Here is a 10,954-nt window from a genome sequence, read left to right as displayed (position 1 = left end):
CTGGGGCGGTCCGGGAACGGTCGAGCCGCGGGTGGGGGGGTACGCCCCCGGGGGGGGGCCGCCGCCCCCCCCCCCCCCCCGGTGGTGTCAGTAGCCGATGGTGAAGCGGCGCTGGACGAAGCGGGGCAGCTCGGCCTCGTCGACGAGGGCGACGGCCGCGTCCTCCGCCGAGACGCGGCTGCGGCCCTCGGCGTCGCGGACCGGCTGGTCCTCGCCGACGCGGAAGCGTCCGGTGCGCTCGCCGGGCGCGATGTCCTCGGCGGGGCTGAAGTAGGTCCACCGGCGGTTCGAGGTGCGCAGCACGTCCAGGGCGTCCCGGTGGCCGCGTACCGCCGCCGCGTACGCGCGGGGCAGGCCCACCTCGTCGAGGGTCGCGTGGAGGCGTTCCTCGGAGTCGGCGAGGACGACTCCGGGTTCGACCTCCAGGCTGCCGGCGCCGCCGATGACGATCAGCCGGGTCCTCGGGTGGCTCTCGAGGGCCTTGAGGAGCGCGCGGGCCGCGGTGGCGTAGACGGCGGCGTCGGCGATGGACCGGCGCACGGTGTCCGCGAGGTCGCGGGAGGCGTTCCCGGGCTGGAAGGCGCTGACGAGGACGTCGAGTCCGGGCAGGGCGGCGGCGACGGCCCCGGCGTCGAGGACGTCGAGGCTCGCCCAGGTGATGTCGTCGCGGGTCTCCCGGGCGGCCGCGCGGGTGGCGTCGCGGCTGAAGGCCCTGATGTGGTGTCCGCGTTCGAGGGCCTCCGCGACGACGCGGCTGCCGATGGTGCCGGTGGCTCCGATGACTCCGATGTGCATGACTCTCCCCTGTGATCACATCTGACGTGACGGCGTGAGAAAACTATACGCCGTGAAGTTCACGGCGTGCAGTTTCCATACGCCTACCAAGGAAGCGATAGGGTGGCCCGATGAGCGGGACGACGGAGACAGCGACGACGGCCAAGGGGACGGGGACGGCCCCGGCCACCCGGGGACGCCGTGAGCGGCTACGCGCCGAGACCACGGCCGAGATCAAGGGCACGGCCCTGCGCCTGATGGCCTCCGGCGGCCCGGACGCCATCACCCTGCGGGCCATCGCCCGCGAGATGGGCATGACGGCCAACGCGATCTACGGCTACTTCGCCACCCGCGACGACCTGGTCACCACGCTCATCGACGACGTCTACTCGGCCCTCGCCGACGCCGTGGAGTCCGCCTGGGCCGCCGCCCCGGCCACGGCCCCGGCCGCCCGGCTCCTCGCCTGGGCCCGCGCCTTCCGCGCCTGGGCCCTGACGAACCCCGAGGGCTTCCGCCTCGTCTACGGCGACCCCGTGCCCGGCTACCAGGCCCCCGAGGCGGGCCCCGCCCCGGACGCGGCCCGCCGGGTCTGCACCGGACTCGCGGGCCTCGCGGCGGCGGCCTGGCCGTACGCCGAACCCCTCTACCGGGACAGCGCGTTCACCTGGTCCGACTTCGACGCCGGACTCCTCGACAAGGTCCGCCCCGCCTTCCCCGACCTGCCGCCCGCCGGCGTCGCCCTCGCCCTCCGGCTCTGGGGCCACCTCCACGGGCTCGTGGCCCTGGAGGTGTACGGGCACCTCGGCCGCCAGACGGCCAGCCCGGACAAGCTCTTCGAAGAAGAGCTGGCCCGGCTTCTGACCTCCCTCGGCATGCCGGACAGCGTCTAGATGAAGCCCAGCGCCGAAGCGCCGCCCACCCCGCCGAGCAGCATGAAGACGGGCATCAGGACCTTCAGTTCGACCCAGCTGCCGGCCCGGAAGCGCATGCCCTTCGGCGGCCCGATGGGGTACCAGCGCTTGCGGCCCACGGGGATGGGCCAGAGGATCGGGCAGCCGGAGACGGTGAGGGCGTCCCCGATGTCGTGGACGAGGGCGCCGAGGACGATCGGGAGCCCGAGCCACAGGTACTCCTGGCCGGGGCCGGTGAAGAACCAGTCCGAGCCGTTGCCGGGCTTGTCGAGGACGCCGGCCAGGATCCACGCGCTGGTGGCGCCGAGCAGCCACACCAGGACGTCGCTTGACATCCGGGCGGCCCGCCACAGCAGGCCTTCCACGGCGAGCACCAGATGGACGAAGAGGATGGCGAGGACCGCCCAGCGGCCGCCGGTGACGGCCGCGACGGAGGCTCCGGCGCCGATCAGGACCGCCCACAGCCAGGTGTGGGTGAGGGTCCGGTGACCGCCGGACCTGCGCGGGTCCGCGGAGGAGCGGGTGGCCTTGTAGACGGCGTACGACAGCTTGTCGACGACCTCGCACAGACCGCGGGAGACCGGGCCGAAGGCGCGCGAGATGGTCGCGGACTTGTGGTCCAGGTCGGGGGCGAGGGCCGCCCCCGCGCAGATGAGCGCCCCGACGACGAGTACCGGCCACGGCATCGGGTGGTCGAAGGCGGCCGCGGCCGCTCCCACACCCAGCCAGGCCGCCGCTCCGGACAGTGAGTGCGCCGGTCCCATCATGGTCGCTGCCGCCCCGTTTCTCGTACGCCGGCGCTCAGTTGACGACCGGTCGACGGACGAGCCTATCGTCCGCGATCAAGAAGGCCGGTGGCCGGTTCCCTCATCCGAGCGGAATGCGGGCAAGATGGGGTCGTGACCCTTATCGATCAGCTGCCGCCGACCGCCGACCCCGACGCCCTCTTCGAGGCCTTCTCCACCTGGGCCGAGGACCGGGGCATCACGCTCTACCCGGCCCAGGAAGAGGCGCTGATCGAGGTCGTCTCCGGCGCCAACGTGATCTTGTCCACACCCACCGGGTCCGGAAAGTCCCTGGTCGCGGCCGGTGCGCACTTCACCGCGCTGGCCAACGACCAGGTGACCTTCTACACCGCGCCGATCAAGGCGCTGGTGTCGGAGAAGTTCTTCGACCTGTGCAAGCTCTTCGGCACCGAGAACGTCGGCATGCTCACCGGCGACGCCTCCGTGAACGCGGACGCGCCGGTGATCTGCTGCACCGCCGAGGTCCTCGCCTCCATCGCGCTGCGGGACGGCAAGTACGCCGACATCGGCCAGGTCGTCATGGACGAGTTCCACTTCTACGCCGAGCAGGACCGCGGCTGGGCCTGGCAGATCCCGCTGCTCGAACTGCCGCAGGCCCAGTTCGTCCTCATGTCGGCGACGCTCGGCGACGTGTCGATGTTCGAGAAGGACCTGACCCGGCGCACGGGCCGGCCGACCTCGGTGGTCCGCTCGGCGACCCGGCCGGTGCCGCTGTCGTACGAGTACCGGCTGACGCCGATCACCGACACCCTGACCGAGCTCCTGGAGACCAAGCAGGCGCCGGTCTACATCGTGCACTTCACGCAGGCTCAGGCCGTCGAGCGCGCGCAGTCGCTGATGAGCATCAACATGTGCTCGCGCGAGGAGAAGGACAAGATCGCCGAGCTGATCGGCAACTTCCGCTTCACCACCAAGTTCGGCCAGAACCTCTCGCGTTACGTCCGCCACGGCATCGGCGTCCACCACGCCGGCATGCTGCCGAAGTACCGCCGGCTCGTCGAGAAACTCGCCCAGGCGGGCCTGCTCAAGGTGATCTGCGGGACGGACACCCTCGGCGTCGGCGTGAACGTGCCGATCCGCACGGTGCTCTTCACCGCCCTGACCAAGTACGACGGCAACCGCGTGCGCACCCTGCGCGCCCGTGAGTTCCACCAGATCGCGGGCCGGGCCGGCCGGGCCGGCTTCGACACCGCCGGCTTCGTCGTGGCACAGGCCCCCGAGCACGTCATCGAGAACGAGAAGGCGCTCGCGAAGGCCGGCGACGACCCCAAGAAGCGCCGCAAGGTCGTCCGCAAGAAGGCCCCCGAGGGCTTCGTCGCCTGGAGCGACACCACCTTCGAGAGGCTGATCGAGGCCGAGCCCGAGCCGCTGACCTCCCGCTTCAAGGTCACCAACATCATGCTGCTCTCGGTGATCGCCCGGCCGGGCAACGCCTTCGAGGCGATGCGCAAGCTCCTGGAGGACAACCACGAGCCGCGCAAGGCCCAGCTGCGGCACATCCGCCGGGCCATCGCGATCTACCGCTCGCTGCTCGACGGCGGCGTCGTGGAGCAGCTGGACACGCCCGACGCCGAGGGCCGCACGATCCGGCTGACCGTCGACCTCCAGCAGGACTTCGCGCTCAACCAGCCGCTGTCGACCTTCGCCCTCGCCGCCTTCGACCTGCTCGACCCCGAGTCCCCCTCGTACGCCCTGGACATGGTGTCCGTCGTCGAGTCGACGCTCGACGACCCGCGCCAGATCCTCGCCGCCATGCAGAACAAGGCGCGCGGCGAGGCGGTCGGGCAGATGAAGGCGGACGGGGTCGAGTACGAGGAGCGGATGGAGCGGCTCCAGGAGATCTCGTACCCGAAGCCGCTGAGCGAGCTGCTCTGGCACGCCTACGACGTCTACCGGAAGTCGCACCCGTGGGTCGGCGACCACCCGGTCTCGCCGAAGTCGATCATCCGTGACATGTACGAACGCGCCCTGACGTTCACGGAGTTCACCTCCTGGTACGAGCTGGCGCGGACCGAGGGCATCGTCCTGCGGTACCTGGCGAGCGCGTACAAGGCGCTCGACCACACCATCCCGGACGACCTCAAGACCGAGGACCTGGAGGACCTGATCGCCTGGCTCGGCGAGATGGTGCGCCAGGTCGACTCCTCGCTCCTCGACGAGTGGGAGCAGCTCGCCAACCCGGAGGTCCAGACGGCCGAGGAGGCGCAGGAGAAGGCCGACCAGGTCAAGCCGGTCACCGCGAACGCCCGCGCCTTCCGCGTCCTGGTGCGCAACGCCATGTTCCGCCGCGTCGAGCTCGCCGCCCTCGACAACGTCGACGCGCTCGGCGAACTCGACGCCGAGGCCGGCTGGGACGCGGACGCGTGGGGCGAGGCCATGGACGCGTACTGGGACGAGTACGACGACCTCGGTACGGGTCCCGACGCGCGCGGCCCGAAGCTGCTCGCCATCGAGGAGGACGCGGCGCACGGGCTGTGGCGCGTCCGGCAGACGTTCGCCGACCCGAACGGCGACCATGACTGGGGCATCAGCGCGGAGGTGGATCTCGCGGCCTCCGACGAGGAGGGCCGCGCGGTCGTCCGCGTGACGTCCGTCGGACAGCTGTAGACAAGGAGCGCCCGTGGAGACCAACCCCGCCGAGAGGCTGGTGGATCTGCTCGACCTGGAGCGGATCGAAGTGAACATCTTCCGCGGGCGCAGCCCGCAGGAGTCGCTCCAGCGGGTCTTCGGCGGGCAGGTCGCCGGGCAGGCCCTGGTCGCGGCCGGCCGCACCACCGAGGGCGACCGGCCCGTGCACTCCCTGCACGCCTACTTCCTGCGGCCCGGCCGCCCCGGCGTCCCGATCGTCTACCAGGTGGAGCGGGTGCGGGACGGCCGCTCCTTCACCACCCGGCGGGTCACGGCCGTCCAGGAAGGACGGACGATCTTCAACCTGACGGCCTCCTTCCACCAGCCGGAGGACGGCGCCTTCGAGCACCAGCTCCCGCCCCGGCACCTCACCGACCCGGAGAGCCTGCCCAACCTCGCCGACGAGATCCGCGAGCACCTCGGCGCCCTGCCCGAGGCCCTGGAGCGGATGGCCCGCCGCCAGCCCTTCGACATCCGCTACGTCGACCGGCTGCGCTGGACCCAGGAGGAGGTCAAGGACGCCGACCCCCGCTCGGCGGTGTGGATGCGGGCCGTCGGCCCGCTGGGCGACGACCCGCTGGTCCACACCTGCGCCCTCACCTACGCCTCGGACATGACCCTCCTGGACGCCGTCCGCATCCCCGTCGAGCCGCTCTGGGGCCCGCGCGGCTTCGACATGGCCTCCCTCGACCACGCCATGTGGTTCCACCGCCCCTTCCGCGCGGACGAATGGTTCCTCTACGACCAGGAGTCCCCGATCGCCACGGGCGGCCGGGGACTCGCACGCGGCCGGATCTACGACCGCGAGGGCCGGCTCCTGGTGTCGGTGGTCCAGGAGGGCCTGTTCAGGAAGCTGTGACTCTCCCCGGTCACTCGAACTCGGTGCCGCCCTTCCGCGTCAGGTAGGCCGGGCTGACCGCCTTGGCGATGGCCCTGCCTCCCGTGACCGGGCTGTACCGCTCGGTCGCCGGCCGGATGACGACGCCCTCCCGCAGGTGCGTCTCCCGGCCGGAGACGGTCTCCCGGCCGCTCGCGTGCGCGAGGACCGTGTCCAGGTCGTACGGGCCCTCGTACAGCCTCGGCACGAGCGGCACCTCGCCGGGCTCCAGGACCTCGGCCGGGTCCAGCCAGCGGACCTCGCCGTCGATCTCGGCGGACACGTCGAAGAGCGCGTACCCGACGGTCTCGGAGCGGGCGTCGGCGCCGTAGGCGAGGTCCTGGACCCCGGAGCCGTACACCTCGCCGAAGAGGCCGACCCGGCGCGCGCCGAGGCGTTGCGCCAGCCGCTCGGCGACGGCGGCCAAACCGTGCCCGTGGACGGCGCGCCAGTACAGGTTGCGCGGGTCCTCCTGGAGGGCGAGGCCCTTGGACCCGAACCCCTTCGACGACACCTGCACGCGGCCGTCCTCGGTGCCGTAGGTGAGCAGGCAGGCGGTGCCGTGGAGCTTCTCGGTGAGGACGACCGGCTCCCCGGGCTCGAAGATGTCCGGATACCGCTGCAGGTTCTCGATGTCGACCCACGGCAGCAGATCCGGCGCGACCTCCACGTCACCGCTCATCGTCGGCGGTATCGGCGGCACCCACTTGGTGATCCCGAGCACCTCCGCGAAGTCCGTCCCCTCGGCCGCCGCCCGCACCAGGTCCGTACCGGCCAGCGCCCCCGGCACACACACCAGCCCCTGTGACAACTCCCCCCTCAGCCGCACCGCCTTCACCCGGTCCGAGTTCCCCCCTGCGAGCCGCCCGGTGAGCCCCAACTCCTCGACGAGCGCGAGAGGCAGCACCGCCTGCTCGGGGATGTAGACCGCCGCGTCCCCCGTCTCGTACACCCCCTTCGCCACGACAGCCCGGTAGAGACCCACCTGCGCCAGCTCCAGCGCGTCGGCGTTGGGATGCGGATGGACGGTCAGGACTTCGGCGGTCACACGCAGGGTCGACATGTTCAGGACTCCGGTCGCTCGGGTTTCGCTCTCATCGCGGCCCACTGTGCCGACCCGGATTTCCCCTGGGCGATCGAATTGTGGCCTGGTAGCGTCGTGATCTTCGCCGGGCGCCGATCCGGTGGAGTCCCTGTCAGGACCGATGCCATGTCCTCCTCAGCCCCGCCCTCTCCGCCGCTCGCCGCGGCGCTTCGCCGGGTGGAGACCGTCTTCGGCGGTATGACCGCGAGTCCCGACGGGTGTCTCCACTGCTACGGCGAGGGGGAACTGGCACTGCTCGCGGTCCCTCGCGCGCCTCTCGGTGACGACCTGGTGCGAACGCTGTTCCACGAGGTCCCCGATCACTTCCCGGACCATCCCGCCGTGCTCCGGCGGCTCCTGCCCGAGTTCCTCGCGTTCGTCGCCGGCGGCCGCTTCTCCGGAATGGGGTACCTGCCCACCGGGCTCGGTCGCACCGCCTGGCGGGAGTGGCCGTCCGAGCAGGCGGAGGCGATCGAGGACTTCCTCGACGCGTGGTGGCGGGAGACGCTCGCCGACCCGGAGCCCCCGTACGGCGTCGGGGCCGTCTGGGAGCTGTGCCTGGACATCCACGGCTCGACGGGACCCCTGCTGGACGTCTGGGCGGCCGCGCCCCGGGGCGGGACCGAGGACGCGCACCTCGGCGACTGGGTGGCGTACCGGATCGACGAACTGCTCCAGGACGATCGCTCCGTCCTGCCCTGGAACATGGACGGCGAGGCGCTCCTGCCAGGCCTCCAGGCCTGGCTCGTCGAGCACGCGGTGGACCGGGTCGCCGGGCATGCCGACCCGCTCCTGGCGGCCAAGGTGGCGCTGCTCGCCCTCGCGCCCGAAGAGCGGTGGGTGGCGTACTCCGAGCTGGTCGCCTCAGCCGGCTGACGGGTCCAGGCCGGGGAGCGTGTCCTGGTCGACCTCGTGCCGGCGGGTGCGGATGTCCGGGGGTGCGGGGTGGAGTTTGGCGTCGCAGGTGGGGCCGAGGCCGGTGCGGCGGGAGTGCGGGCCGGTGAGGGGGCGGCCGCAGAGGCGGCAAGGGATGCGGCGGGGGCGGTCGGGTGGTGTGGAATCGATGTCGATTGCCAGTGGTTCGTCTCCCATGTTGAGATCAAACCCTATTTCGACGAGGAGCAGTCCATGAGTCTGTACGACATTCCGCTGAAGAGCCTGGCCGGGGAGCCGGTGTCGCTGGCCGATTACCGGGACCGCGCGGTCCTGGTGGTGAACGTCGCGTCGAAGTGCGGCCTGACGCCGCAGTACGCGGGGCTCGAGCGGCTGCAGAAGGAGTACGGGGAGCGCGGCTTCACGGTGCTCGGTGTGCCGTGCAACCAGTTCGCGGGGCAGGAGCCGGGGAACGCGGAGGAGATCGCGACGTTCTGCTCGGCGACGTACGGGGTGTCCTTCCCGCTCCTGGAGAAGACGGACGTCAACGGCGACGGGCGCCACCCGTTGTACTCGGAGCTGGTGAAGGTCGCCGACGCCGAGGGCGAGGCCGGTGACGTGCAGTGGAACTTCGAGAAGTTCCTGATCGGCCGCGACGGCGCGGTGACCCGGTTCCGTCCGCGCACCGAGCCGGACGCCCCCGAGGTCGTGGCGGCCATCGAGGCGCAGCTTGTCTGACGCGGGGACGGGCACGGGGGTCGTCGAGCGGCTGCGGGCCGCGGGGTGCGTGTTCGCCGAGGAAGAGGCGGAGATGCTGCTCGCGGCGGCGGCCGGTCCGGCGGAGCTGGACGCGATGGTGGAGCGGCGGGCCGAGGGCCTGCCGCTGGAGCACATCGTGGGCTGGGCGGAGTTCGCCGGGCTGCGGATCGAGGTCGACGGCGGGGTGTTCGTGCCCCGGCGGCGTACGGAGTTCCTGATCGGGCGGGCGGTGGAGCTCGCCCGGCCCGGCGCCGTCTGCGTCGACCTGTGCTGTGGCTCGGGCGCGGCGGCCGCCGTGCTCCTCGACCGGGTGGCGGGCGCGGAGGTGCACGCCTCGGACATCGAGCCGGCGGCGGTGCGCTGCGCCCGGCGGAACGTCGAGCCGCGCGGCGGCCGGGTGTACGAGGGTGACCTCTTCGCACCGCTGCCCGGTGAGCTGCGGGGCCGGGTCGAGATCCTGGTCGCCAACGTGCCGTACGTGCCGACGGAGGAGATCGGGCTGCTGCCGCCCGAGGCCCGCGACCACGAGCCGCACGTCACGCTCGACGGCGGTTCGGACGGTCTGGACGTGCTGCGGCGGGTGGCCGCCGAGGCGCCCGCGTGGCTGGCGCCGGGCGGGCACCTGTTCGTGGAGACGAGCGAGCGGCAGGCCGAGGCGGCCGCCGCGGTGGTGTCCTCGGCCGGTCTGGCGCCGCGGGTCCTCTACTCCGAGGAGTGGTGGGCGACGATCGTCGTCGCGACCCGCCCGTAGCCGGCGGTTCGGGGAGCGGACCCGCACGGGTCCGCTCCCCGACCGGGCCCCGGGGGTGCCTAGGCGGTCCTGGGCACCAGGCGGCAGCGGACCGGGCCCTTGGCGAAGAGGGTGATCGCGGAGCCGACGGGCGGGTCGTCGTCGATGGCCTCGACGTCGTACTTCTGGAGCATCATCGCGAGCGCGATGACCGACTCCAGCATCGAGAAGTGCTGGCCGATGCAGGCGCGCGGGCCGCCGCCGAAGGGGTACCAGGCGTAGCGGGGGCGGGCCGCCTCCGCCTCGGGCGTGAAGCGGTCCGGGTCGAAGCGCTCGGCGTCGTCCCAGTAGGCGGGGTGCCGGTGGGTGACGTAGCAGGCGACGATGACGTCCGAGCCGGCCGGGATGGTGACGCCGTCGACCACGGTGTCGGCGACGGAGCGGCGGCCGATGGCCGGGGCGGCGGGGAAGAGCCGCATGGTCTCCTTGAGGACCCGGGTGATGTAGGGCAGCGCGTCGAGGTCGTCGGCGCCGGGCGTGCGGCCGGCGAGGACCCGGTCGACCTCCTCGTGGGCACGCTTGCGCACCTCGGGGTGCTTGCCGAGCAGGTGGAGGGCGAAGCCGAGGGAGGTGGCGGTGGTCTCGTGCCCGGCGAGCAGGAAGACGAGGACCTGTTCGCGGAGCTCGGTGGCGTCGAAGCTGCCGTCCTCGGCGCTCTCGGCCTCGACGAGGAGGGTGAGCAGGTCGTCGCCGTCGCCGGAGGCCCGTCCGGAGGCCCGCCGCTCGGCGATGATGCGGTCGCAGACCTGGTAGAGCGCCTCGTGGACGCCGGCGGCCTTGCGGTTGGCGGGGGTGGGCCAGCTGCGCGGGACCTTGAGCGGGGCGTAGCCGCGGCTCAGCACGTACGCGCCGAGTTCCGGGAAGCTGCGCTCGACGATGTCGACGGCGGCGTCGACGTCCGTGCCGAAGAGGATGCGGGCGACGGCGCGCAGCGCGAGGCGGGTCATCTCGTGGAGGACGTCGACGGTGCCGGCGGCGCCGTCGCGCCATTCGCCGGTGAGGGTGTCGACCTCGGCAGCCACGGCCGCGGCGTAGCCGTCGACGCGGCGCTTGGTGAAGAGGGGCTGGACGAGCCGGCGCTGGCGGAGGTAGTCCTCGTCCTGGGCGGTGAGCAGGCCGTTGCCGAAGGACTCGCGGATCTCCTGGTAGAAGGCGTTGTCCTTGCGGAAGTTGGCCGATTCTCCGGCGAGGACCTGCTGCGCGCCCTCGGCGGAGAAGACGCCGTAGACGGTGGCGCGGATTCCGGGCGGCCCGGCGGTGATCTTCACGACGTCGCCGTGGGTGCGCTGGGCGCGCAGGAAGGTGCCCAGGGCGTCGTTCTTGAGGTCGAACATGGAGCCGAGAAGCGGGATTCCCGCGAGTTCGGGTGCTTCGGTACCGGTTCCGGTGGTGATGGCCATGATCGCTCCCCCTTGATCGTCAGCGGCCTGGAGACTGTTCCTCAGGCAGTAA

The 10,954-nt window shown here is 72.2% G+C and carries 11 protein-coding genes; 6 read left to right on the top strand and 5 right to left on the bottom strand.

Translation table 11 applies throughout. The features are described 5' to 3' along the window. Positions 1-87 precede the first annotated feature (87 nt). Positions 88-795, bottom strand: coding sequence for an NAD(P)-dependent oxidoreductase (locus ACZ7G1_RS00725; protein ID WP_470882267.1), 708 nt, complete (start codon positions 793-795; stop codon positions 88-90). Between the two features lie 110 nt (positions 796-905). On the opposite strand from ACZ7G1_RS00725, the gene ACZ7G1_RS00720 reads away from it, so the two are divergent. Continuing rightward, positions 906-1,664: a TetR/AcrR family transcriptional regulator gene (locus tag ACZ7G1_RS00720; protein WP_470882269.1), complete on the top strand. Its 759-nt coding sequence runs from the start codon at positions 906-908 to the stop codon at positions 1,662-1,664. On the opposite strand, the gene ACZ7G1_RS00715 is transcribed toward ACZ7G1_RS00720, so the two are convergent. After that, positions 1,661-2,452 carry a metal-dependent hydrolase gene (locus ACZ7G1_RS00715; RefSeq protein ID WP_470882271.1) on the bottom strand — a complete coding sequence of 264 codons (792 nt, stop codon included), beginning with the start codon at positions 2,450-2,452 and terminating at the stop codon, positions 1,661-1,663. The genes ACZ7G1_RS00720 and ACZ7G1_RS00715 overlap by 4 nt on opposite strands. Positions 2,453-2,584: 132 nt before the next feature. On the opposite strand from ACZ7G1_RS00715, the gene ACZ7G1_RS00710 reads away from it, so the two are divergent. Together ACZ7G1_RS00710 and ACZ7G1_RS00705 are read left to right on the top strand one after the other, a co-directional pair. Then, complete coding sequence (locus ACZ7G1_RS00710) at positions 2,585-5,098, top strand: DEAD/DEAH box helicase (protein WP_470882273.1); 2,514 nt, start codon at positions 2,585-2,587, stop codon at positions 5,096-5,098. A 13-nt stretch (positions 5,099-5,111) separates the two neighbouring features. After that, on the top strand, positions 5,112-5,978 hold the full coding sequence (locus tag ACZ7G1_RS00705) for an acyl-CoA thioesterase (RefSeq protein WP_470882275.1): 867 nt from the start codon (positions 5,112-5,114) through the stop codon (positions 5,976-5,978). A gap of 10 nt (positions 5,979-5,988) precedes the next feature. Here the strand turns inward: ACZ7G1_RS00705 and ACZ7G1_RS00700 are convergent, their stop codons facing one another. Beyond that, positions 5,989-7,059 (bottom strand): RNA ligase (ATP), encoded by a 1,071-nt coding sequence (locus ACZ7G1_RS00700; protein WP_470882276.1) that lies wholly within the window; start codon positions 7,057-7,059, stop codon positions 5,989-5,991. A 147-nt stretch (positions 7,060-7,206) separates the two neighbouring features. Here ACZ7G1_RS00700 and ACZ7G1_RS00695 point away from each other — a divergent pair, with 147 nt between their 5' ends. Further along, positions 7,207-7,956, top strand: a complete 750-nt coding sequence (locus tag ACZ7G1_RS00695) for a hypothetical protein (protein WP_470882277.1) — start codon at positions 7,207-7,209, stop codon at positions 7,954-7,956. Here the strand turns inward: ACZ7G1_RS00695 and ACZ7G1_RS00690 are convergent. Then, on the bottom strand, positions 7,945-8,172 hold the full coding sequence (locus tag ACZ7G1_RS00690; protein WP_470882278.1) for a DUF6011 domain-containing protein: 228 nt from the start codon (positions 8,170-8,172) through the stop codon (positions 7,945-7,947). The two genes, ACZ7G1_RS00695 and ACZ7G1_RS00690, sit on opposite strands and share 12 nt — an antisense overlap. A 36-nt stretch (positions 8,173-8,208) precedes the next feature. Here ACZ7G1_RS00690 and ACZ7G1_RS00685 point away from each other — a divergent pair, with 36 nt between their 5' ends. Together ACZ7G1_RS00685 and ACZ7G1_RS00680 are read left to right on the top strand one after the other, a co-directional pair. Continuing rightward, positions 8,209-8,691: a glutathione peroxidase gene (locus tag ACZ7G1_RS00685; RefSeq protein ID WP_470882280.1), complete on the top strand. Its 483-nt coding sequence runs from the start codon at positions 8,209-8,211 to the stop codon at positions 8,689-8,691. Then, complete coding sequence (locus tag ACZ7G1_RS00680; RefSeq protein ID WP_470882282.1) at positions 8,684-9,463, top strand: putative protein N(5)-glutamine methyltransferase; 780 nt, start codon at positions 8,684-8,686, stop codon at positions 9,461-9,463. The genes ACZ7G1_RS00685 and ACZ7G1_RS00680 overlap by 8 nt, the downstream gene beginning before the upstream one ends. A gap of 59 nt (positions 9,464-9,522) precedes the next feature. Here the strand turns inward: ACZ7G1_RS00680 and ACZ7G1_RS00675 are convergent, their stop codons facing one another. Next, on the bottom strand, positions 9,523-10,902 hold the full coding sequence (locus tag ACZ7G1_RS00675; protein ID WP_470882284.1) for a cytochrome P450: 1,380 nt from the start codon (positions 10,900-10,902) through the stop codon (positions 9,523-9,525). Between the last annotated feature and the right edge of the window lie 52 nt (positions 10,903-10,954).

The organism is Streptomyces sp. NPDC037273 (assembly GCF_055603625.1).
Note: the sequence above shows the minus strand (reverse complement) of the source record. Positions and strands in the feature narration are given on the sequence as shown.

Bases quoted from the DNA above. Each gene is read 5' to 3' on its own strand.
- ACZ7G1_RS00695 (WP_470882277.1), top strand. From the start codon at position 7,207: ATGTCCTCCTCAGCCCCGCCCTCTCCGCCGCTCGCCGCGGCGCTTCGC.
- ACZ7G1_RS00715 (WP_470882271.1), bottom strand. From the start codon at position 2,452: ATGATGGGACCGGCGCACTCACTGTCCGGAGCGGCGGCCTGGCTGGGT.
- ACZ7G1_RS00685 (WP_470882280.1), top strand. From the start codon at position 8,209: ATGAGTCTGTACGACATTCCGCTGAAGAGCCTGGCCGGGGAGCCGGTG.
- ACZ7G1_RS00725 (WP_470882267.1), bottom strand. From the start codon at position 795: ATGCACATCGGAGTCATCGGAGCCACCGGCACCATCGGCAGCCGCGTC.
- ACZ7G1_RS00720 (WP_470882269.1), top strand. From the start codon at position 906: ATGAGCGGGACGACGGAGACAGCGACGACGGCCAAGGGGACGGGGACG.
- ACZ7G1_RS00690 (WP_470882278.1), bottom strand. From the start codon at position 8,172: ATGGGAGACGAACCACTGGCAATCGACATCGATTCCACACCACCCGAC.
- ACZ7G1_RS00675 (WP_470882284.1), bottom strand. From the start codon at position 10,902: ATGGCCATCACCACCGGAACCGGTACCGAAGCACCCGAACTCGCGGGA.
- ACZ7G1_RS00700 (WP_470882276.1), bottom strand. From the start codon at position 7,059: ATGTCGACCCTGCGTGTGACCGCCGAAGTCCTGACCGTCCATCCGCAT.